Annotated in this window: 21 protein-coding genes; 14 read left to right on the top strand and 7 right to left on the bottom strand. The window is 51.8% G+C overall.

The features are described from left to right. Window positions 1-54: 54 nt before the first annotated feature. Window positions 55-675 carry a superoxide dismutase [Mn] gene (gene sodA, locus LY264_RS23685; RefSeq protein WP_003825239.1) on the top strand — a complete coding sequence of 207 codons (621 nt, stop codon included), beginning with the start codon at window positions 55-57 and terminating at the stop codon, window positions 673-675. A gap of 233 nt (window positions 676-908) precedes the next feature. Continuing rightward, entirely contained in the window at window positions 909-1,892 is a 984-nt protein-coding gene (gene kdgT, locus LY264_RS23680; RefSeq protein WP_020996114.1) for a 2-keto-3-deoxygluconate transporter, read from the top strand. A gap of 41 nt (window positions 1,893-1,933) precedes the next feature. Here kdgT and LY264_RS23675 read toward each other — a convergent pair whose 3' ends face one another. After that, entirely contained in the window at window positions 1,934-2,830 is an 897-nt protein-coding gene (locus LY264_RS23675; RefSeq protein WP_048227704.1) for a dihydrodipicolinate synthase family protein, read from the bottom strand. A gap of 152 nt (window positions 2,831-2,982) precedes the next feature. Here LY264_RS23675 and yiiM point away from each other — a divergent pair, with 152 nt between their 5' ends. From yiiM to LY264_RS23655, 4 genes are all read left to right on the top strand, one after another. After that, the gene (gene yiiM, locus LY264_RS23670) at window positions 2,983-3,657 is read left to right on the top strand and encodes a 6-hydroxyaminopurine reductase (RefSeq protein ID WP_048227705.1); all 675 of its coding nucleotides are present in this window, start codon (window positions 2,983-2,985) and stop codon (window positions 3,655-3,657) included. A gap of 227 nt (window positions 3,658-3,884) precedes the next feature. Continuing rightward, a complete protein-coding gene (locus LY264_RS23665) occupies window positions 3,885-4,589 on the top strand; it encodes a GntR family transcriptional regulator (RefSeq protein ID WP_048227706.1) in 705 nt (234 codons plus the stop codon). An 8-nt stretch (window positions 4,590-4,597) separates the two neighbouring features. Continuing rightward, window positions 4,598-5,551: a sugar phosphate isomerase/epimerase family protein gene (locus LY264_RS23660; protein ID WP_020996111.1), complete on the top strand. Its 954-nt coding sequence runs from the start codon at window positions 4,598-4,600 to the stop codon at window positions 5,549-5,551. A 122-nt stretch (window positions 5,552-5,673) separates the two neighbouring features. Next, window positions 5,674-6,924: an MFS transporter gene (locus tag LY264_RS23655; RefSeq protein ID WP_122973888.1), complete on the top strand. Its 1,251-nt coding sequence runs from the start codon at window positions 5,674-5,676 to the stop codon at window positions 6,922-6,924. 40 nt (window positions 6,925-6,964) lie between these two features. Here LY264_RS23655 and cpxA read toward each other — a convergent pair whose 3' ends face one another. Then, complete coding sequence (gene cpxA / locus LY264_RS23650) at window positions 6,965-8,338, bottom strand: envelope stress sensor histidine kinase CpxA (protein WP_003028758.1); 1,374 nt, start codon at window positions 8,336-8,338, stop codon at window positions 6,965-6,967. Then, complete coding sequence (gene cpxR / locus LY264_RS23645) at window positions 8,335-9,033, bottom strand: envelope stress response regulator transcription factor CpxR (RefSeq protein WP_003028763.1); 699 nt, start codon at window positions 9,031-9,033, stop codon at window positions 8,335-8,337. The genes cpxA and cpxR overlap by 4 nt, the downstream gene beginning before the upstream one ends. A gap of 150 nt (window positions 9,034-9,183) precedes the next feature. On the opposite strand from cpxR, the gene cpxP reads away from it, so the two are divergent. The 7 genes from cpxP to LY264_RS23610 all read left to right on the top strand — a co-directional run bounded on the left by cpxP (window position 9,184) and on the right by LY264_RS23610 (window position 16,890). Beyond that, the gene (cpxP, locus tag LY264_RS23640) at window positions 9,184-9,684 is read left to right on the top strand and encodes a cell-envelope stress modulator CpxP (protein ID WP_008787022.1); all 501 of its coding nucleotides are present in this window, start codon (window positions 9,184-9,186) and stop codon (window positions 9,682-9,684) included. A gap of 147 nt (window positions 9,685-9,831) precedes the next feature. Continuing rightward, a complete protein-coding gene (fieF, locus tag LY264_RS23635; protein ID WP_003825216.1) occupies window positions 9,832-10,734 on the top strand; it encodes a CDF family cation-efflux transporter FieF in 903 nt (300 codons plus the stop codon). 185 nt (window positions 10,735-10,919) lie between these two features. After that, a complete protein-coding gene (gene pfkA / locus LY264_RS23630; RefSeq protein WP_003825214.1) occupies window positions 10,920-11,882 on the top strand; it encodes a 6-phosphofructokinase in 963 nt (320 codons plus the stop codon). 200 nt (window positions 11,883-12,082) lie between these two features. Next, entirely contained in the window at window positions 12,083-13,072 is a 990-nt protein-coding gene (gene sbp / locus LY264_RS23625) for a sulfate/thiosulfate ABC transporter substrate-binding protein Sbp (protein WP_171845908.1), read from the top strand. Window positions 13,073-13,176: 104 nt separating this feature from the next. Further along, entirely contained in the window at window positions 13,177-13,926 is a 750-nt protein-coding gene (locus LY264_RS23620) for a CDP-diacylglycerol diphosphatase (protein WP_020996109.1), read from the top strand. 73 nt (window positions 13,927-13,999) lie between these two features. Then, complete coding sequence (locus tag LY264_RS23615) at window positions 14,000-15,304, top strand: SLC13 family permease (RefSeq protein WP_008787026.1); 1,305 nt, start codon at window positions 14,000-14,002, stop codon at window positions 15,302-15,304. 113 nt (window positions 15,305-15,417) lie between these two features. After that, complete coding sequence (locus LY264_RS23610; RefSeq protein ID WP_048227735.1) at window positions 15,418-16,890, top strand: DASS family sodium-coupled anion symporter; 1,473 nt, start codon at window positions 15,418-15,420, stop codon at window positions 16,888-16,890. Window positions 16,891-16,929: 39 nt separating this feature from the next. Here the strand turns inward: LY264_RS23610 and tpiA are convergent, their stop codons facing one another. Next, window positions 16,930-17,697 carry a triose-phosphate isomerase gene (gene tpiA / locus LY264_RS23605; RefSeq protein WP_003028783.1) on the bottom strand — a complete coding sequence of 256 codons (768 nt, stop codon included), beginning with the start codon at window positions 17,695-17,697 and terminating at the stop codon, window positions 16,930-16,932. A 228-nt stretch (window positions 17,698-17,925) separates the two neighbouring features. Then, entirely contained in the window at window positions 17,926-18,528 is a 603-nt protein-coding gene (locus tag LY264_RS23600; RefSeq protein ID WP_032945595.1) for a YiiQ family protein, read from the bottom strand. A 100-nt stretch (window positions 18,529-18,628) separates the two neighbouring features. On the opposite strand from LY264_RS23600, the gene LY264_RS23595 reads away from it, so the two are divergent. Next, a complete protein-coding gene (locus LY264_RS23595) occupies window positions 18,629-19,057 on the top strand; it encodes a DUF805 domain-containing protein (protein ID WP_048227736.1) in 429 nt (142 codons plus the stop codon). 57 nt (window positions 19,058-19,114) lie between these two features. Here LY264_RS23595 and fpr read toward each other — a convergent pair whose 3' ends face one another. After that, complete coding sequence (gene fpr / locus LY264_RS23590) at window positions 19,115-19,861, bottom strand: ferredoxin--NADP(+) reductase (RefSeq protein WP_048227737.1); 747 nt, start codon at window positions 19,859-19,861, stop codon at window positions 19,115-19,117. Between the two features lie 95 nt (window positions 19,862-19,956). Beyond that, complete coding sequence (glpX, locus tag LY264_RS23585) at window positions 19,957-20,967, bottom strand: class II fructose-bisphosphatase (RefSeq protein ID WP_008787030.1); 1,011 nt, start codon at window positions 20,965-20,967, stop codon at window positions 19,957-19,959. Window positions 20,968-21,088 lie beyond the last annotated feature (121 nt).

The following is a 21,088-nucleotide window of genomic DNA, read 5'->3' as shown; positions in this document are numbered from 1 at the left end:
CCCAACTGCTTACGCGGCGTTAACACTGGCCGCCCGACAATACTGGAGATGATTATGAGTTATACACTGCCATCCCTGCCGTACGCTTATGATGCCCTTGAACCGCACTTCGATAAGCAGACGATGGAAATCCACCACACCAAACACCACCAGGCTTACGTAAATAACGCCAACGCTGCGCTGGAAAGCCTGCCTGAATTCGCCAGCCTGTCCGTTGAAGAGTTGATCACCAAACTGGATCAACTGCCAGCAGACAAGAAAACCGTACTGCGTAACAACGCGGGCGGTCACGCTAACCACAGCCTGTTCTGGAAAGGCCTGAAAACCGGTACTACGCTGCAGGGCGACCTGAAAGCGGCTATCGAACGTGACTTCGGCTCCGTTGACAACTTCAAAGCTGAATTTGAAAAAGCAGCGGCAACCCGCTTTGGCTCCGGCTGGGCGTGGCTGGTTCTGAAAGGTGACAAACTGGCTGTTGTTTCCACCGCCAACCAGGATTCCCCGCTGATGGGTGAAGCTATCTCTGGCGCTTCCGGTTTCCCAATCGTGGGCCTGGACGTTTGGGAACACGCTTACTACCTGAAATTCCAGAACCGTCGCCCGGACTACATCAAAGAGTTCTGGAACGTCGTGAACTGGGACGAAGCTGCCGCGCGTTTCGCAGCAAAAAAATAAGTTCTACGCTTTAACAAAGCCCTGCAAGCGATGCTTGTGGGGTTTTTTTGTGATCAAACTCAATATAAAAACAATGATCCACTTAAATTGAAACAAGGTTTTATTATGCGAGTGGGATCACTTTTATAGTCTCTATGAATGTCTATCTTCTTTTCATCAAGACGGGCGCATCTCAAAGTAAGATGCAATCGCCCATAAAAATTGCCCCATTTTTATGTCTACAGGTGATGGAAATGCAGATCAAACGTACGATAGAGAAAATCCCAGGCGGTATGATGCTGGTGCCGCTTTTCCTGGGCGCGTTGTGTCACACCTTTTCCCCCGGTGCCGGGAAATATTTCGGCTCTTTTACCAACGGTATGATCACCGGTACGGTGCCTATCCTGGCAGTCTGGTTCTTTTGCATGGGGGCGTCGATCAAGCTAAGCGCCACCGGCACCGTGCTGCGTAAATCAGGTACGTTAGTCATCACCAAGATTCTGGTGGCGTGGGTGGTTGCAGCGATTGCTTCACGCATTCTGCCGGAACATGGTGTAGAGGTTGGATTCTTCGCAGGGTTGTCTACGCTGGCGCTGGTGGCCGCGATGGATATGACCAACGGCGGGCTGTATGCCTCGATTATGCAGCAGTACGGCACCAAAGAAGAGGCCGGGGCGTTTGTCCTGATGTCGCTGGAGTCTGGCCCGCTGATGACCATGGTGATTCTGGGAACCGCCGGGATCGCGTCGTTTGAACCACACGTATTTGTTGGTGCAGTATTGCCGTTCCTGATTGGCTTTGCGCTGGGGAATCTGGACCCTGAACTGCGGGAGTTCTTCAGCAAAGCGGTGCAGACGCTGATCCCGTTCTTTGCCTTCGCATTAGGTAACACCATTGATTTGAGCGTGATTGCGCAGACCGGCGTGCTGGGTATTCTGCTGGGCGTGGCGGTGATTATCATCACTGGTATTCCATTGATTATCGCCGATAAACTGATTGGTGGTGGCGATGGTACGGCGGGGATTGCCGCTTCCAGTTCTGCGGGGGCGGCGGTTGCTACGCCTGTGCTGATTGCTGAAATGGTTCCGGCATTTAAACCGATGGCACCGGCAGCAACTTCCCTGGTCGCCACGTCGGTGATTGTGACCTCCATTCTGGTGCCGATTATCACGTCTATCTGGTCGAAAAGGGCCAAAGCAAGGGCGGCAGAAATTGATATTCGTGGCACCGTGAAGTAAGTCTCTTAAGCCGGATGGTCTGCACCATCCGGCTTAATTATTTACCCTTTGACGACAAACACCTCATCGATTGTTCGACACTCACTCTCGTTCAACTCTCCACCGGCATTACGTGACACGCCGGTACAATAGCCAAACTTACGCGATACCACGGTTTTGATGGTGGTGACAAAATCTTCGCCGATAGCATAGATGGACATGTAGGTGCCAATCTGGTCCTGAATATTGCGAAGCGCTGCCAGGTCGCCCTGTTTAAACGCTTCCCGCGCGCTGACAAACAGTTCCGGCATGACGTTGTTCAACCCTGAAATAATCCCCGCGCCACCTGCTAACAGGTTGGGAATGTAGTATTCGTCATAGCCGGACAGCACGGCAAAATCCTCCCGCACGGCGCGGGTGGTCTGAATCATGCTGCGGGTATGGGACTGACAGTCGACGGTGTCTTTAATGCCAGCGAAATTCGGGAACTCGGCGGCGAGGGAGGCAACCAGCTCGGGGGTTAAATCGCAGCCGGTGCGTGCCGGGAAGTTATAAGCAAACCATTTGCCGCTGAGTTTCTGCCCCAACTGACGGAAGTAGCTCAGCAGCTGTTTCGCCGTTTGTCCGTAGTAATAGGGCGGCAGGATCATCACGGCATCGTAATCTGAGCGATACGCTTCCTGTGCCATCAATAAAACATCATTCTGGCAGGTGGATGAGACGTTGGCGACCATCTTTAGCGAGCTCATGGCACGGGCTTCGCGGATCAGCAGCAGCCTTTCTTCGAGCGTAAAGGAGGCAAATTCCCCGATGCTACCCATCAGCAAAATCACGTCGATTTTGGCCTCGGTAAGGCGTTTGAGATGCTGGCTTAGACCGTTGAGATCGATCTTGCCGTCATTGTCCATTGGCGTAATGGAAGGACACCAGACGCCAGCAAATTGCGATTGACCAGTCACGTTGTCGACTCCTTATTTGAAATGATGTTTCAAAACTAGATTACATTGATAGCATGTGTCCCTAAGTTTCATGTGAACCGTGCTCTCATTTTGAGCGACTGGGGTAAAATAAATGTGGTGTAATGGGGGAAATTTATCGGGAGAGGGAACAGATGCGATATCCGGTCGATGTTTTTACGGGCAAAGTTCGGGACTACACGGGAAGCCGTCCTAGCGCGATTGCTAAAGTCCAGATTGACGGTGAGCTGATGCTGACCGAACTGGGGCTGACGGGGGATGAACAGGCGGAAACGAAAATTCACGGCGGGCCGGATCGCGCGCTGTGTCACTATCCGCGTGAGCACTACCAGCACTGGAGACAAGCATTTCCGGAGCAGGCGGAGCTATTTGTCGCGCCTGCGTTTGGTGAGAACCTCTCTACTGAGGGGCTGACTGAAGATAATGTGCATATTGGCGACATTTTCCAGTGGGGAGAGGCGCTGATTCAAGTCACGCAGCCGCGCTCGCCATGCTTTAAGCTGAATTTCCATTTTGGCATCAGCGATATGGCCAGCCAGATGCAGGATGCGGGTAAGACAGGCTGGCTGTGCAGCGTCATCGCGCCTGGTCAGGTGTCAGCAGACGCGCCGTTGATCCTGGCGTCACGCGTGAGCGACGTCAGCGTACAGGAGGCAATTGCTATCGCCTGGCATATGCCGTTTGATGATTCGCAATATCATCGTTTACTGTCGGCTGCCGGGTTATCAAAAAGCTGGACCAGAACGATGCAAAAGCGCCGTTTAAGCGGCAAGATCGAAGACAATTCCCGCCGTTTGTGGGGAAAATAAACCTACCTTCATCTGGCAATTAAATCAGGTGGCGACACCTGATTTACCTCTCCCCCGTGGTTCATCCCCTGCGTACCAAACCGGGCAAAAACCTGACGATCATAGTTTGCTTCAAAGCCATTCTTGATACCTGGCCCACAAAAAGAAACTCTGCGTTGAAAAAAAACTTGAGTATTTCCTGCACTCAAATATCTTAGCTTCAAATTGGTTTAAACCAGATGAGCGAAATGAAAAAGAAAAACAATGTTGATGTGCTCAGGGAGCGCTTTGAAAGCTGGTTAAACGAGAAGAATTTACCAGCGGGGTCCAAATTGCCTTCGGAAAGGGAGTTATGTGAGCTGCTGGATGCAAAGCGTATGACCTTACGTCAGGTTCTGATTGAGCTTGAGATCGATGCGCGTATTTTCCGTAAGAACCGCAGTGGTTGGTTTATTTCGTCGAAGCGATTTATTTATAACCCTAAATCACTTTCCAGCTTCAATGCTGAAGCCTGTGCTCAGGGACGTAAGCCTTTTTGGGATTATTTAACCAAAGAAACCATTGATACAGTCCCACACCATGTTGAGGATGTTTTTCTCTCTTCGGGCGATCGTTATTTAGTTACCGGTTGGTGCGGTCTTGATTCACATAAAGTGTTTTACCATGAATCCTATATTGATGCCGATGTTGCGCCAGGATTCATTAATAAATTGGGCAATCAGTCTTTTGCCAGCGTCTGGGAAGATGCATTTGGCCATGTTTTAAATATCAAAGAAATGATTTTTAAACCGGTCAATATGCCAGAAGTGGCCTGCAAAGAGCTGGGTGTTGCGCCTAATACGTATGGAATTTTAGTAGAAAAACATCGGGCTACCCGAGATAAAAAAGTGGTTCAGGTTGATTTCGAATACTGGCGACTTGAATCAGTGGAACTTGTTATTCGCGATGAATGAGAAAAATAATGGGAAAATGTAACCAAGAACTTCTTGCGGAACGCGCGAGAAATATACCGCTGTACCTACATGCTTATGCTTTTCATCTGAATATGCGCTACGAGAGAGTCCTGCCGGGGGATCTTCTGGATATTGCGCATCAGCAAAAATTGAAGGGTGTAAAAATACATGTTGAGGATGGTGAGTCCCAATCACTGCAGAAACTGAACGATCAGCAGCTACACGATTTTAAAGAGAAGGCCAAAAAATATAATCTGGATGTGCATATCGAAACGAGCGCATCGGATAAGGCGACATTGACGGATGCCATCCGTATTGCTGTTGCTACTGGTGCAACTTCAGTGCGTTTCTACCCGCGTTATGAAGGGCATCTCAACGATGTTATGGCGAAGATTGCCAATGATATTGCGTGGCTGTCTCAGTATGACGATTGCGGACTAAGCTTTACTATCGAACAGCATGAAGATCTGCAAGGCCATGAGCTGGTGACGCTGGTTAATAATAGCGGGATGAAAAATCTCTCTATTCTGTTTGATTTTGGCAACATGATTAATGCCAATGAGCAGCCGCTTTCTGCGTTAGAGGTTATGTCTCCTCTGATCACTCAGGTGCATATCAAAGACGCAAAAATTATTAAAGAAGGTAAAGGCTGGGGGCATGAGGCTTGTCGTTCAGGACACGGCGATTTACCCATGGAAGAAATGCTTAAGGCATTATTACTTTTAGGTGAAGATAAACCGCAAGTACATGCTTTTGGCCTGGAAGAAGAAGTTGAATATTATGCCCCTGCATTTCGCTTCGACGATGAGGGTGATAATCCATGGATCCCATGGCGCGATGCAAGTTATACGCCGCTGCCTGACAGTAACATGATTGATGCGCGACTGGCGCAGGAAAAAGAACATGCTCTTGCCCAAATAAAATACATTCGTGATATATGTGACAAGTTTATAGGCAATTAATTAGTTTTCTTAAAACATTATTAAATGCGGAAAGGATTATGAAAATAATCCCCTGGCTTTATTAATTATATAATCTAATTTAGATATTTCTCTCAACAAGCAATGAGGGTTTAATCATGTTCATGAATAAATGGGCAAGGCTCTGTTTTTTGATTTTAGGCGGCGGCACGATATTCAAGCTTTCAAGTATGAAAGATGTTTTCTATGTGCCAATGCAGAATGACTGGGGTTTAACCAATACGCAAATTGGGTTGAGCTTTACGGTTTATACGATTGTTCAGACCACCGGACTTTTTCTTTCTCTCTATATCGCAGACCGTTACTCCAAGAAAATATTATTACCGTTCGGTCTGATTGGCGTTGGGTTATGTGGTTTATATTTAGCGACCCTACCGTCATTTACCGGTTATCTCATTTGCTTTGCCGCGATGGCGTTCTTTGCCGATGTGGTTTATTGGCCGGTATTGCTGAAAGCTGTTCGTTTGCTGGGCACGAAAGAAGAACAAGGACGCATGTTCGGCTTTTTAGAAGCCGGACGTGGCGTGGTGGATGTTATCGTTGCTTCTGGCGCTCTGTTTGTCTTCGTCCAGTTTGGTGAAGGTAAAGCGGGGATGCAGGCGGGCCTGTTGTTCTATACGGTAATTACGCTTGTGGCAGGTATTGTGACGTACTTTATTGTCGATGATGACAAAGTGAAAGGCGGCGAGAAAACCAGTGCCAACATGGAAGTGTTAAAGGGTATCAAACATGTTTTGTCCTGCCCTAATGTTTGGCTGGCTTCTTTAGGTATTTTCTTCGTTTATGCCGCGTACTGTGGACTGACTTACTTTATCCCGTTCTTAAAAGATATCTATATGCTGCCGGTAGCTCTCGTCGGTGCGTACGGCATCATCAACCAGTATGCGTTAAAAATGGTAGGTGGGCCGATTGGCGGAATGTTGGCAGATAAAGTTGCTAAATCACCGACAGTGTATCTGAAGTGGACGTTCCTGATCTCTGCTGTGGCGATGCTTGTGTTCATGCAGTTACCGCATCAAACAATGAACGTGTATATCGGTATGGCGGCGACATTAGGGTTCGGAGCGATTATCTTCTCACAGCGCGCCATTTTCTTCGCGCCAATGGATGAGATTGGTACCCCACGTGAGTACGCGGGTTCAGCAATGGCATTTGGCTGCATCATCGGATATATGCCAGCGATGTTTGCGTACACGTTATACGGCTATTTACTGGATACCAATAGCGGCATCACGGGCTACAACTATGTCTTTAGCGTGATGATTGCGTTCAGCTTAATGGGCTTTATCTGTTCGACCATTCTGGTGAAGCGGATTAAAAAGCAAAAGCTAGCGGCGGCAGAAGTGACAGCATAATGTGAGAGCTTCCCCGGCACGAGGCTGCCGGGGAAGCCTGTTAAGCGCGTTTGTACAGCGGCAACCAAATCACCAGCCGTAAACCACCCAGCGGGCTGTCTTCGGCCTTCACCCAGCCACGATGCTGCTGGATTGCGGTTTCAACAATCGCCAGACCCAGACCTGTTCCGCCAGACTCGCGATCGCGCGCTTCATCGGTACGATAGAACGGACGGAAAATCTGTTCTCTGTCTTCAGGGCTTACGCCCGGACCATCGTCGTCTACGGTAATGGTAATCCCGTCGATATCCACCGCGAAGCCAACTTCAATCTTGGTGTGTGAATAGCGCAGGGCGTTGCGCACAATATTTTCCAGCGCGCTTTCCAGCGCATTTGGGTTGCCGTACAGCGGCCACGGACCCGGCGGGAAATTCACCGTGAGTGATTTACCCATCTGCTCAGCTTCAAAGGCGGCGTTATCCAACACTTCACCCCAAAGCTGATTAGCTTTCACTGTTTCGCTGACCAGCGCGTTTTTCTGCTGATTACGTGACATCACCAGCAGGTCGTTGATCATGCTGTCCAGTCGGTGAGCTTCTGTTTCAATGCGCTCCAGCTCTTTGCTCTCACCGCTACGACGGCGCAGCAGAGCGGTGCCCAGTTGCAGACGCGTTAGCGGTGTTCTCAGCTCGTGAGAGATGTCCGACAGCAGGCGTTGCTGTGTGGTCATCATCCGTTCCAATGCCGTCACCATCTGGTTAAAGCTTGCGCCTGCCGCCAGGAACTCCTGCGGACCGGCTTCCAGCTCAGGATGTTGACGTAGGTTACCCTGAGCTACTTCATCCGCCGCGTTTTTCAACTTACGCGCCGGTTTCGCCAGACTCCAGGCAAGCCAAAGCAATAGCGGTGAGCTGACTAACATGGTGACGATCAGCAACAACAGCGGTCGGTCGAACAGCAGGTTGATAAAGTCAGATTGTGAGCTGCTGGCAGGTCGTATGAGATACAACTGGTAGTTATCTTCACCGTCTCTGACGGAGAAAGGCCCGACCATCTCAACGCGACCGTATTTTTTCTTTTGCGGATGGTCGGCGTTATCGGCCTGACCAATAAAGTTACGAATGATCTGCATTTCGTTGCGTTCTGCGCCGATCACGCGTCCTTCCGTCGTAACAAGTAATAGCCGCTGTCCTGGCGGCGCCCACTTGTCTATCGCCCGAAACAAGCGACGCCACCACATCAAATCGTTGGGTGGATCGTTCGCCAGTTCAGCTTCAACGTGTTGCTCAATCATTAACCCCTGGCGCTGCTCGCTGTCCAGTAGCTCGGTCATCTGGCGTGAGTCGAGCTTGGGTAACATCAGTACCAACATCAACACCAGTGCCAGCGTCAACCAGAAGATGGCAAAGATGCGTGCGGTTAAGCTCCCTATCATGAAGCGGAGACCATCAGGTAGCCGCGACCACGCAGGGTTTTAAACCACGGGTGTCCGTCTTTACGCTCTGGCAGCTTACGACGCAGGTTCGAGATATGCATATCGATCGCGCGATCGAAAGGCGTCAGGCGTTTGCCCAGCACTTCCTGGCTCAGGTGCTCACGCGAAACCACCTGACCGAGATGCTGAGCCAGCAAATAGAGCAGGGTGAATTCGGTGCCGGTTAACTCCAGAATTTGCCCGTCAAAGCTGGCTTCCTGGCGACCCGGATTAAGGCTTAACGCATCTACTTCCAGCGTCGGCGAGCCGTTATCGCTGTTCTGCTGCTGTTCGCTCCAGTGTGAGCGACGTAGAATAGCGCGGATGCGCGCGACCAGTTCACGGTCGTTAAACGGTTTAGGTAAATAGTCGTCCGCGCCCAGCTCAAGGCCAAGTACGCGATCCAATTCGCTGCCGCGAGCGGTCAGCATGATTACAGGTGTCTGGTGTGTCTGACGAAGTGCTTTCAGCGTATCAATGCCGTTTTTCTTCGGCATCATGACGTCGAGCAAAAGTAAATCGATGCTGTCATCCAGAAGCTCAAGCGCCTGTTCCCCATCATAGGCAACCAGCACATCGAAACCTTCCATTTCGAGCAACTCCTTTAACAGGGAAGTCAGCTCTCGGTCATCATCAACTAACAGGATTTTATTCATTGTTTACGTACCTCCGAGGCAGAAATTACGTCATCAGGCGTCGCTAATCTATGACTTTACGTTGTTTTACACCCCCTGACGCATGTTTGCAGCCCGAATCGTAAACTGTCTCTCGTTGAATCGCGACAGAAAAGATTTTGGGAGCAAGTGATGGGCAAAGTTACCGCTGCCGTCATGGCCTCAACGCTGGCACTCAGTACATTTAGCCATGCAGCTGAAGTCGTCACAGGCGATCACTGGCACCTGGGTGAAGGCTCATCGCAACGCAGCGTTCAGAGCCACATGTTTGACGGTATCAGTTTAACCGAACATCAACGTCAACAGATGCGAGATTTAATGCAGCAGGCAAGACACGAACAGCCTCCTGTTAATGTTAGCGAAATGGAGACAATGCATCGCCTTGTCACCGCAGAGAAATTTGATGAAAGCGCAGTGCGCGCTCAGGCAGAAAGAATGGCGCAAGAACAGGTTGCCCGCCAGGTTGAAATAGCCAGGATCCGCAACCAGATGTATCGCCTGTTAACGCCAGAGCAGCAAGCGGTTTTAAATGAGAAACATGAACAACGAATGGAGCAACTGCGCGATGTAGCGCACTGGAAAAAAAGCTCATCGTTGAATTTATTGAGTAGTAGCAACTCACGTTCCCAGTAGTAACCCTGTTTTCCTTGCCATAGACACCATCCCTGTCTTCCCCCACATGATGTGGGGGTTTTTTTTGCCCAAAATTTGTCCCTCGGTTATTGCCTGACTGTTTTACTTCATCCGTTATACTAGCGGCATATCCTGGCAGGAGTGTTTATGAATCAAACCTATGGGCGGCTGGTGAGCAGGGCGGCAATCGCGGCGACCGTGATGGCATCGCTGTTACTTTTGATCAAAATTTTCGCGTGGTGGTACACCGGATCGGTCAGTATTCTGGCTGCACTGGTGGATTCTCTGGTGGACATCGCGGCGTCGTTAACCAACCTGTTGGTGGTGCGCTATTCGCTGCAACCGGCCGATGATGAGCATACGTTCGGACACGGAAAAGCGGAATCGCTGGCGGCGTTGGCGCAAAGCATGTTTATTTCTGGTTCGGCGCTGTTTTTATTCCTGACCGGGATTCAGCATCTCATCCAACCCACGCCGATGAAAGATCCTGGCGTTGGGGTGGTTGTCACCATCATTGCGTTAGTGTGTACAATCATTCTGGTCTCGTTTCAGCGCTGGGTAGTGAAGCGCACGCAAAGTCAGGCCGTTCGGGCAGATATGCTTCATTATCAGTCTGATGTTATGATGAACGGTGCGATTCTCATTGCGCTCGGGCTGGCATGGTATGGCTGGCATCGTGCAGATGCCTTGTTTGCGCTCGGGATTGGCATCTATATTTTATATAGCGCATTACGCATGGGGTATGAGGCAGTGCAATCTTTGCTGGATCGCGCTTTACCCGATGAGGAACGTCAGGAAATTATTGATATCGTGACGTCATGGCCTGGAGTCAGCGGCGCTCACGATCTTCGCACGCGGCAGTCAGGGCCGACCCGCTTTATTCAGATTCATTTGGAAATGGAAGATAATCTGCCGCTCGTTCAGGCGCATTTAGTGGCTGAACAGGTTGAGCAGGCAATTTTACGGCGTTTCCCGGGATCGGATGTCATCATTCATCAGGATCCCTGTTCAGTCGTACCCAAGGAAGGCAAGATGTTTGAGCTTTCATAATTCGTTGTAAAAAAAGTGAACCGGGCCAGCATTTTGTGTATAAATTACCACCATTTGGCCTGACCTGAATCAATTCAGCAGGAAGTGATTGTTATACTATCTGCATATTCGTTGGATCGTTTCGATATGCGGAATCGACTTCCGGCAGCAGATTTCATTTTGCATTCCAAAGTTCAGAGGTAGTCATGATTAAGAAAATCGGTGTGTTGACAAGCGGCGGTGATGCGCCGGGCATGAACGCAGCAATCCGTGGTGTTGTACGTGCAGCGTTGACGGAAGGGCTGGAAGTCATGGGGATCCATGATGGCTACCTGGGTTTGTATGAAGACCGTATGGTCCAGCTTGACCGCTACAGCGTGTCCGACATGATCAACCGTGGCGGTACTTTCCTCGGTTCTGCTCGCTTCCCGGAATTCCGTGATGAAAACGTACGTGCGGTGGCGATCGAAAACCTGAAGAAGCGTGGCATCGACGCCCTGGTTGTTATCGGGGGTGACGGTTCTTACATGGGTGCAAAACGCCTGACCGAAATGGGCTTCCCATGCATCGGTCTGCCGGGCACTATCGATAACGATATCAAAGGTACCGACTACACCATCGGTTACTTCACCGCTCTGGGTACCGTTGTCGAAGCGATTGACCGCCTGCGTGATACATCTTCTTCTCACCAGCGCATTTCCATCGTCGAAGTGATGGGCCGCTACTGTGGTGACCTGACCCTGGCGGCTGCAATTGCCGGTGGTTGTGAGTTCGTGGTGGTTCCGGAAGTGGAATTCAGCCGTGACGATTTGGTTACTGAAATCAAAGCGGGCATCGCGAAAGGTAAAAAACACGCAATCGTAGCGATCACTGAACACATGTGTGACGTTGACGAACTGGCGCATTACATTGAGAAAGAAACGGGTCGTGAAACGCGTGCAACCGTACTGGGTCACATTCAGCGTGGTGGTTCCCCGGTTCCTTACGACCGTATCCTGGCATCCCGTATGGGCGCCTATGCCATTGAACTTCTGCTGGAAGGTCACGGCGGTCGCTGCGTAGGTATTCAGAACGAGCAGCTGGTTCACCACGACATCATCGACGCTATCGAAAACATGAAGCGTCCGTTCAAAGGTGACTGGCTGGACTGCGCGAAAAAACTGTACTAATTGCAATTGCCGGATGGCGGCTTGCGCCTTATCCGGCCTACATGATGCAAATCGTAGGCCTGATAAGCGTAGCGCCATCAGGCAAAAACTCGACTCCATATATTCCCCCAAGTTATAGCAAATCTTTTTTTATTCTTTAATGTTTGGATTCCTTTCTGGCACGCTTTGCTCATCACAACACTACCTAAGAGAGCTGGGCGATGAAAAAATGGGGCGTAGGGTTAACATTATTGCTGGCATCGACCAGCGTTCTGGCAAAGGATATTCAGTTACTTAACGTGTCGTACGATCCAACGCGTGAACTGTACGAGCAGTACAATAAGGCCTTCAGCGCGTACTGGAAGCAGGAAACGGGCGACAACGTTGTGATCCGCCAGTCGCACGGCGGTTCGGGTAAACAGGCGACTTCCGTCATCAACGGTATTGAAGCCGATGTTGTGACGCTGGCACTTGCTTACGACGTGGATGCCATTGCTGAACGTGGCCGTATCGATAAAAACTGGATTAAACGCCTGCCGGATAATTCTGCGCCTTACACCTCCACCATCGTGTTCCTGGTCCGCAAAGGCAATCCCAAACAAATTCATGACTGGAACGATTTAATCAAACCGGGCGTGTCGGTCATTACGCCAAACCCGAAAAGCTCCGGCGGAGCTCGCTGGAACTATCTGGCGGCATGGGGCTATGCCCTGCACCACAACAACAACGATCAGGCCAAGGCACAAGACTTTGTGAAGGCCCTGTATAAAAACGTTGAGGTACTCGATTCTGGTGCACGTGGCTCAACCAATACCTTCGTTGAACGTGGTATCGGTGATGTGCTGATTGCCTGGGAAAACGAAGCGCTGTTGGCAACGAACGAGCTGGGCAAAGATAAATTCGAGATAGTGACCCCGAGTGAATCTATCCTCGCGGAGCCGACCGTATCCGTGGTTGATAAAGTGGTGGAAAAGAAAGACACCAAGGCGGTAGCGGAAGCCTACCTGAAGTATCTCTACTCGCCGGAAGGTCAGGAGATAGCAGCGAAAAACTTCTACCGTCCACCTGATGCAGAAGTCGCGAAGAAATACGAAAACGCATTTCCGAAGCTGAAGCTGTTCACTATCGACGAAGAGTTTGGCGGCTGGACGAAAGCGCAGAAAGAGCACTTCTCTAACGGCGGTACGTTCGACCAAATCAGTAAACGATAAATAAGTCTGTGATTTACCGACCCGGTGGCCTAACGCGACCGGGTTTTTTATTTGTCATGGTTTTGCGTTACTCTTGCCCTTCAATGGGATACAGGAAACGCGTAATGAAAAAAGCAGGCTATCTTTTACTGGCGGTGATAGTGGTCGCCGCCGCTGCAGGTATCGGGTACTGGAAATTCACCGGCAACCCGGACGCATTACGCCAGATCGTTCTTCAGCAATGCCTGCCGCACCAGTTGCAGCAGCAGGACCCCGCCCCATGCGCTGAAGTAAAGCCGGATGCCGGATATGTGGTGTTCAAAGACCGTAACGGCCCACTGCAATATCTGTTGATGCCTACCTGGCGGATCAACGGTACGGAAAGTCCGCTGCTGTTGAAATCAGGCACGCCGAACTTTTTCTGGCTGGCCTGGCAGGCGCGTAGCTTTATGAGCCAAAAATACGGCCAGGAAATCCCTGACAAAGCAGTCTCTCTGACCATTAATTCACGTAGCGGGCGTACGCAAAATCACCTGCATATTCATATCTCCTGCCTGCGAACCGATGTCAGAAAGCAGCTGGATGACAACCTGGCGAAAATCAGCACCCGCTGGCTACCATTACCGGGTGGGCTGCGCGGTCATGAATATCTGGCGCGTCGCGTCACGGAAAATGAACTGGCACAACGCAGCCCGTTTATGATGCTGGCGGAAGAGGTGCCGGATGCGCGTGAGCATATGGGCAGCTATGCGTTGGCGATGGTGCGCCAGAGCGACGAATCCTTTGTCCTGCTGGCTACTCAGCGCAATCTGCTGGCTCTGAATCTCGCCTCCGCTGAGGAAATTCAGGATCATCAATGTGATATTCTGCGTTAACCCCACCTAATCTGGCGTTTACTCCGCATGCCTGTCCCCGTATTCTTGTTGAAAAAAACAACAGGAGACAGGCATGTCGCTCTGGCTTACACACCCTCTGTTTATCCCCTCTCTGGTGGTTGGTATCACCATTCTGCTCTGGGCTACGTCGCTGCTGCCGGAGTTTATAACGGCGCTGCTGTTCTTTGCCGTGGCGATGGTCGCCAAAATCGCGCCACCGGATGTGATTTTTGGCGGCTTTGCGTCCTCCGCATTCTGGCTGGTGTTTAGCGGTTTTGTACTGGGTATCGCGATTCGTAAAACGGGGCTGGCGGACAGGGCGGCGAGGGCGCTGTCATCGAGGTTGACTGATTCCTGGCCGTTAATGGTGGCGAGCGTAGTGCTGCTGAGTTACGCGCTGGCATTTGTGATGCCATCCAACATGGGCCGCATTGCGCTGCTGATGCCGATTGTCGCGGCGATGGCGAAACGGGCTGGAATTAACGACGGCACGCGCGCCTGGTATGGTCTGGCACTGGCCGTCGGGTTTGGGACGTTCCAGCTTTCTGCGACGATTTTACCCGCTAACGTACCGAATCTGGTGATGAGCGGCGCGGCGGAAGGCTCTTACGGCATCCACCTCAATTATCTTCCCTATTTGCTGCTGCATACGCCGGTTCTGGGTTGGCTTAAAGGCGCGGTGCTCATTGTGCTTATCTGCTGGTTGTTCCCTGGCAAGCCGCATGCGCCGCGCGATCTCACGCCGCCGGAGCCGATGAGCCGGGATGAAAAACGTCTAGCCTGGATGTTAGCGGTGGTGCTGTTCTTGTGGGTAAGCGAAAGCTGGCACGGCATTGGCCCCGCGTGGACCGGGCTGGCGGCGGCAGTTATCACATTGCTACCACGGGTTGGCTTTATCAATGGCGACGAGTTTTCCACTGGGGTCAACATTCGTACCTGTATTTATGTGGCGGGTATTCTGGGGCTGGCGATCACCGTCACGCAGACCGGTATTGGTAGCGCTGTTGGCGAAGCGCTGTTACAGGTGATGCCGCTGGATGCGGAAAAGCCGTTTACCAGTTTCCTCGCGCTGACCGGTATTACCACAGCGCTTAATTTTATTATGACGGCGAACGGTGTTCCGGCGCTGTATACCACGTTGGCGCAAAGTTTTGCCGATGCGACAGGATTCCCGCTGCTGTCGGTGATTATGATCCAGGTGCTGGGTTATTCCACGCCACTGTTGCCGTATCAGGCTTCACCGATCGTGGTGGCGATGGCGCTCGGGAAAGTACCTGCAAGGGCGGGGATGCTGCTGTGTATCGCACTGGCGGCGGCAACGTATTTGATTCTTCTGCCGCTGGATTACGCCTGGTTTACGGTGTTAGGAAAACTGTAGCTGTATCAAAATGTTAATTTTATGTTTTGTGAGATGATGAATTGTTTTATTTGGGCTGATGGCGGTTAATACCGGGGCGCAGATTTGCGCACTGGAAACTCAAGGATTGATTCATGGACAGTTTGACCCCTATCCGCTGTTGGCCTGCCATCATCTCGCTCGTGATTACGCTGACCATCTGGTTTGTTATCCCGTGTCCTCCTGACGTAACCCCGCAAGCGTGGCACCTGCTGGCACTGTTTATTGGTACGATCGCAGCGATTATCGGTAAAGCCATGCCCATTGGCGCCATTGCGGTTGTGGCGATTATGCTGGTGGCGATGACCGGCGTCACTAACCCCGGTAAACCCTCGGCCGCACTGAACGATGCGTTGAGTGGCTTTTCGAACCAGTTAATCTGGCTGATTGGTTTATCCATTATGCTGTCGCAAAGTCTGTTAAAGACTGGCCTGGGAGCGCGTATTGGCTACGGGTTTATTGCGCTATTTGGTAAAAGAACGCTGGGTATTGCGTGGGCATTAACCCTTGCGGAAACGCTAATTGCACCCGTAACGCCAAGCAATACCGCGCGTGGAGGCGGCATTATCCACCCGGTAATGCGGGCGATTGCGGAAAGCCTCGGCTCGCAGCCAGGCCATGCCGAGAATGGCTCAACGGGCCGTTATCTCGCGCTGGTGAACTACAACATTAACCCGATCAGCTCGGCAATGTTCATCACCGCGACCGCACCTAACCCGTTAATCGTCAGCTTTTTGACGAAGGGGACGGATGGCGTGCTGAACATGACCTGGGGAATGTGGGCTATTGCGGCGCTTCTTCCTGCTCTGGTATCACTGGTTGTCATGCCGATTGTAATCTGGTGGCTCTATCCGCCAGCTATCACGCGCACGCCAAATGCGCCGCAGTTCGCGCGGCAAAAACTGGATGCGCTGGGTCCACTATCACTGGCAGAAAAAATTACCCTGGCAGTGTTCATTTTGCTGCTCTGCCTGTGGGCGGGTGTTCCAGCGATGCTGATGGGCAGTGCCTGGAGCGTAAACCCCACTAGCGCCGCGTTAATTGGTTTGTCGATTCTATTGATGGCGGGCGTATTGAGCTGGGATGACATTCTTAAATGCCGCGGGGCATGGGATACGATAGTCTGGTTTGCCGCGCTGGTGATGATGGCGGATTTTCTCAGCAAACTGGGATTGGTGGGATGGCTGGCAACCAGCGTTGGTAGTGCAATCGACCATCTTGGCGTGCACTGGAGTGTTGCAACGCTGCTGTTGATTCTGCTTTACGTCTACTCGCACTACTTTTTCGCCAGCACTACTGCGCATATTACGGCTATGTTCGCTGCGTTCTTCGCCGCAGGATTAGGCCTCGGCGCGCCGCCAGCATTGCTTGGTTTAATGCTCGGTTTCTCCTCCTCCCTGATGATGTCGCTCACGCACTATGGCACGGGTACTGCGCCGATCATCTTTGGTTCGGGCTATGTCACGCTGGCGGAGTGGTGGAAAACGGGCCTGGTGATGAGTGTGGTCAACCTGACCATTTGGGGGGTGACCGGCGCCTTCTGGTGGCACTGGTTGGGATACTGGTAGTTAATACAGCGGGAGGAGTGCTCCTCCCGCCTTAACAACTTAAGCCTGTTTAGCGGCTTCTGCTGCTTTAACGATGACGGCGAAGGCGTCTGCTTTCAGAGAAGCACCACCAACCAGCGCACCGTCGATGTCCGGCTGAGCAAACAGTTCTGCCGCGTTAGCCGCGTTTACAGAACCGCCGTACTGGATGATTACTTGCTCAGCGATTTTCGCGTCAGCTTTAGCAATGTGGTCACGAATAAATTTGTGAACAGCCTGAGCCTGAGCAGGAGTTGCAGATTTACCGGTACCGATAGCCCATACTGGTTCGTAAGCGATAACGACGCCTTCGAATGCTGCCGCGCCCTGAGTTTTCAGAACCGCGTCGATCTGACGTGCACAAACTTCTTCAGTTTTGCCCGCTTCGTTTTCTGCTTCGGTTTCACCGATGCACAGAACTGGAGTCAGACCCTGCTCTTTCAGCACGGCGAATTTTTTAGCGATCAGCTCGTCAGATTCTTTGTGGTAAGTACGACGCTCAGAGTGACCGATAATGATGTACTGTGCGCCGATGTCTTTCAGCATTTCAGCACTTGTTTCACCAGTGAATGCGCCAGACAGGTTCAGGTCAACGTTCTGCGCGCCCAGAATGATGTGGCTACCGGCAGCGGCGTGTTTCGCCAGGTCGATATACATTTCCGGCGGAGCAATCGCTACTGCACAGCCAGCAACGCCAGCCAGTTCTTTACGCAGATTAGCAACCAGTTCGTTTACCATGTGGCGGCTGCCGTTCAGTTTCCAGTTACCCATCACTAAAGGATGTCGCATTTCATTTCTCCACGCTTGTCAGCGAATTAAGGAATATGGCCGCCCCTCAGGGCAGCATGGTCTGTGAAACAGTATAGAGATTCATCCCCCGAAAGGCTTTGCTTTTTGTCATTTCCCCGTCATTCTCCACGTTGCAGGTGCGTTGGCTGTACTCTCTCACCCCAGTCACTTACTGATGTAAGCTCCTGGGGATTCGTTGCGTCGCCGCCTTCCTGAAACGTGAATAATTTAGGGGGAATTCGACCCTTCGAGGTTTTCAGATAGAGCCAGCTTAATCGGTTCAACAGCGAAGGTCAGCCCCTTTTCACCGTTATCTGCCACGACATAGCGAATTGCGCCTTCTGTTTCGGCGTAATAGTGCTTACCTTTGCCTGCGGCGAGCAGTTTTTGTAGCTTTTTCTGGCTCTGTTCCTTCGTCAGTAGCGGTGCGACGGTGCGGATGACGGCGGTCATGTATTCCAGCGCTTTCGCTTTAGCTGCCTTTTGCTCTGGTCCCTGAATTGGTAACCAGGTTATCTGCATGCTTTTGATTTTCAGGGTACCGCGCTCAAGGGCGGAAGACGCATACAGGTTTTCATTGATTTTGCTGGCCGCGCGGGTGAGATTTGCCCGATCGCGACTGCTGTCGATGGCGCGGAACTCATTCAGGATAAGCTTCGGATTCTGTGTATTAAAGTTTTCGCGAAACTGGCTAATCGACAGGTCAAAGGTCGGCGCGCCCGCCAGTAAATAGGGGGCTGTGGTTGCCGTCGATGGCTCTTCCGCCAATGCCGCAGGGCTGGCGGTTAAGGCTGAAAACAATAATAAAAACAGTGTAAATCCGTGCTTCATCAATCGTACCTTTCATTCTCACTGCTCACGATTAAAACGGTAACCGTCGAGCTTGTCAAAAGGGTAAACTGTTCTGGAAGGTAATAATAAAGGAACTTACATGACCATACAGCAGTGGTTATTCTCATTTAAAGGGCGCATCGGGCGCCGTGATTTCTGGATTTGGATTGGCCTATGGATCGTCGGCATGCTGGTTTTGTTTTCGCTGGCGAGCAAACAATTACTCGATATTCAGACCGCGGCTTTTTGTCTGGTGTGTCTGCTATGGCCAACGGCGGCAGTGACGGTAAAACGTCTGCATGACCGTGGGCGTTCTGGAGCGTGGGCGCTGTTGATGATTCTTGCGTGGATGCTGCTGGCCGGAAATTGGGCGATGTTACCCGGCGTCTGGCAATGGGCGGTAGGCCGCTTTGTTCCAACGTTGATTCTGGTCGGCATGCTTATCGATCTGGGTGCGTTCATCGGCACCCAGGACGCAAATAAATATGGTAAGGATACGCAGGACGTAAAGTTCAGGGCTGACTCGTAGGCCGGATAAGCGCCATCCGGCAAAATGCCCGGGTGTTAACCGGGCATTGAAACGTTCTTACCAGTAGTGCTCTGCGGTCATATGGCCTGGTCGGCGGCGCAGGTGTTTGGTCATCTGCCGGGTGTCCTTCAGCAACTGCTGCGTGTCGCGTACCATCTGCGGGTTTCCGCACAGCATCACATGACAGGTTTCTTTATCCATTGGTAGCCCGACCGCTTTTTCCAGTTCACCGCTTTCAATTAGCGCCGGTACACGCCCGGTCAGCGAATCTGCCACGGTTTCACGGCTGACTACCGTCTGGATGCGTAATTTACCTTCGTAGCGCTTTTCCAGCGCCTGCATCAACGGCAGATAGCTCAAATCGGCGGCATAGCGCGCGGCGTGGACCAGCACCAGATTTTTGAAGCGATCCAGGTCGTTGCCTAATTGTAGAATCGACAAGTATGGGCCGATAGCCGTGCCGGTTGCCAGCATCCACAGCGTGTCGCAATCGGGGACTTCATCCAGCACGAAGAAACCAGCAGCTTCACTCACCACCTGGACTTCATCGCCAGGCTTCAGTGCTGCCAGACGAGGGCTGAGTTTGCCGTCGGGAACCGTCACCAGATAAAACTCTAAATCGGGGTTATCAGGGGCATTGACGTAAGAATAGGCGCGCTGGACGCGCTCGCCCTCGATCTCAAGGCCAAGCTTGGTGAATTGACCTGCAGTGAAAGGAAGAACCGGAGCTCGCACGGTCAAACTAAACAGGGCATCGGTCCAGTTCTGTACCTTCGTGACTTTGCCTGTTACCCAATCTGCCATGGTTCTCTCCTGTCTGCTTTGATTGCCTTATCTTCGTTCGTTGGACGAAAGATTTCCAGCCCATATGGGCTGGAAGGCTCTATTGATCAAATCAATTACAGGATGTGCGCCTGCACATCGGGATCTTTGCGATCGAGGTAGTGAATCGACTGAATGCGGCGGATCGTACGTGATTTACCGCGGATCAGCAGCGTTTCGGTGGTCGCGATATTACCTTTGCGGCTAATCCCTTCCAGCAAATCGCCTTTGGTGATGCCGGTGGCAGAGAAAATGACGTTGTCGCTACGCGCCATTTCATCGAGGCGCAGCGCTTTGCCCGCTTCAATGCCCATGGCGGCGCAACGAGCCAGTTCCTGTTCGCCAATGCGACGGTTTTCTTCGCTGTCGCCTTTGACGTCATGACGTGCCAGCAAACGGCCCTGCATGTCACCGTCCAGCGCGCGGATAACGGCGGCCGAAACGACGCCTTCCGGTGCGCCGCCAATGCCGTACAGCACGTCAACTTCACTGTCTGGCATGCAGGTCAGAATGGAGGCAGCAACGTCACCGTCTGGAATAGCAAAGACGCGCACGCCCAATTTTTGCATTTCGGCGATTGTTTCATCATGGCGTGGCTTGGCCAGAATGGTGACGGTCAGTTCACTCAGCGGCTTATTGAGTGCAGCGGCAACGTTCTGCAGGTTGGCTTCCAGCGACAGGTTCAGGTCGATAGACCCTTTTGCGCCTGGGCCGACAATCAGCTTTTCCATGTACATGTCTGGCGCGTTCAGGAAGCAGCCTTTATCGCCAACAGCCAGTACGGCCAGCGCGTTTGCCTGACCCATTGCCGTCATGCGTGTGCCTTCGATAGGATCGACGGCGATGTCGACCGCATCACCAAGACCGGTCCCGACTTTCTCACCGATAAACAGCATCGGTGCTTCATCGATCTCACCCTCGCCAATCACGATGGTGCCGTCAATGTTGACCTGGTTGAGCATAATACGCATGGCGTTTACCGCCGCGCCGTCAGCGGTATTTTTGTCGCCGCGGCCCAGCCATTTATAGCCAGCCAGCGCGGCCGCTTCGGTCACGCGTGAAAATTCAATGGCAAGTTCTCGTCTCATTGCAAACTCGTAGCTGAAAGGAATGGCGCGAAGTATAGCACAGGGGAGGGGGCGAGATTATTGATGTGTGTGCGGGGTTGCCCCCGCACGAAGATATTGCCGGATAAGGCACAGTTGCCAT

The organism is Citrobacter portucalensis (genome assembly GCF_023374935.1).
Lineage (GTDB): Bacteria > Pseudomonadota > Gammaproteobacteria > Enterobacterales > Enterobacteriaceae > Citrobacter > Citrobacter portucalensis.
Note: the sequence above shows the minus strand (reverse complement) of the source record. Positions and strands in the feature narration are given on the sequence as shown.

Excerpts from the sequence above, each read along its gene's own strand:
- LY264_RS23595 (WP_048227736.1), top strand. The coding sequence starts at position 18,629 with ATGACCATACAGCAGTGGTTATTCTCATTTAAAGGGCGCATCGGGCGC.
- LY264_RS23665 (WP_048227706.1), top strand. The coding sequence starts at position 3,885 with ATGAAAAAGAAAAACAATGTTGATGTGCTCAGGGAGCGCTTTGAAAGC.
- fpr (WP_048227737.1), bottom strand. The coding sequence starts at position 19,861 with ATGGCAGATTGGGTAACAGGCAAAGTCACGAAGGTACAGAACTGGACC.
- pfkA (WP_003825214.1), top strand. The coding sequence starts at position 10,920 with ATGATTAAGAAAATCGGTGTGTTGACAAGCGGCGGTGATGCGCCGGGC.
- LY264_RS23615 (WP_008787026.1), top strand. The coding sequence starts at position 14,000 with ATGTCGCTCTGGCTTACACACCCTCTGTTTATCCCCTCTCTGGTGGTT.
- LY264_RS23600 (WP_032945595.1), bottom strand. The coding sequence starts at position 18,528 with ATGAAGCACGGATTTACACTGTTTTTATTATTGTTTTCAGCCTTAACC.
- kdgT (WP_020996114.1), top strand. The coding sequence starts at position 909 with ATGCAGATCAAACGTACGATAGAGAAAATCCCAGGCGGTATGATGCTG.
- cpxR (WP_003028763.1), bottom strand. The coding sequence starts at position 9,033 with ATGAATAAAATCCTGTTAGTTGATGATGACCGAGAGCTGACTTCCCTG.
- cpxA (WP_003028758.1), bottom strand. The coding sequence starts at position 8,338 with ATGATAGGGAGCTTAACCGCACGCATCTTTGCCATCTTCTGGTTGACG.
- yiiM (WP_048227705.1), top strand. The coding sequence starts at position 2,983 with ATGCGATATCCGGTCGATGTTTTTACGGGCAAAGTTCGGGACTACACG.
- fieF (WP_003825216.1), top strand. The coding sequence starts at position 9,832 with ATGAATCAAACCTATGGGCGGCTGGTGAGCAGGGCGGCAATCGCGGCG.
- sodA (WP_003825239.1), top strand. The coding sequence starts at position 55 with ATGAGTTATACACTGCCATCCCTGCCGTACGCTTATGATGCCCTTGAA.
- cpxP (WP_008787022.1), top strand. The coding sequence starts at position 9,184 with ATGGGCAAAGTTACCGCTGCCGTCATGGCCTCAACGCTGGCACTCAGT.
- LY264_RS23620 (WP_020996109.1), top strand. The coding sequence starts at position 13,177 with ATGAAAAAAGCAGGCTATCTTTTACTGGCGGTGATAGTGGTCGCCGCC.
- glpX (WP_008787030.1), bottom strand. The coding sequence starts at position 20,967 with ATGAGACGAGAACTTGCCATTGAATTTTCACGCGTGACCGAAGCGGCC.
- sbp (WP_171845908.1), top strand. The coding sequence starts at position 12,083 with ATGAAAAAATGGGGCGTAGGGTTAACATTATTGCTGGCATCGACCAGC.
- LY264_RS23660 (WP_020996111.1), top strand. The coding sequence starts at position 4,598 with ATGGGAAAATGTAACCAAGAACTTCTTGCGGAACGCGCGAGAAATATA.
- LY264_RS23655 (WP_122973888.1), top strand. The coding sequence starts at position 5,674 with ATGAATAAATGGGCAAGGCTCTGTTTTTTGATTTTAGGCGGCGGCACG.
- tpiA (WP_003028783.1), bottom strand. The coding sequence starts at position 17,697 with ATGCGACATCCTTTAGTGATGGGTAACTGGAAACTGAACGGCAGCCGC.
- LY264_RS23610 (WP_048227735.1), top strand. The coding sequence starts at position 15,418 with ATGGACAGTTTGACCCCTATCCGCTGTTGGCCTGCCATCATCTCGCTC.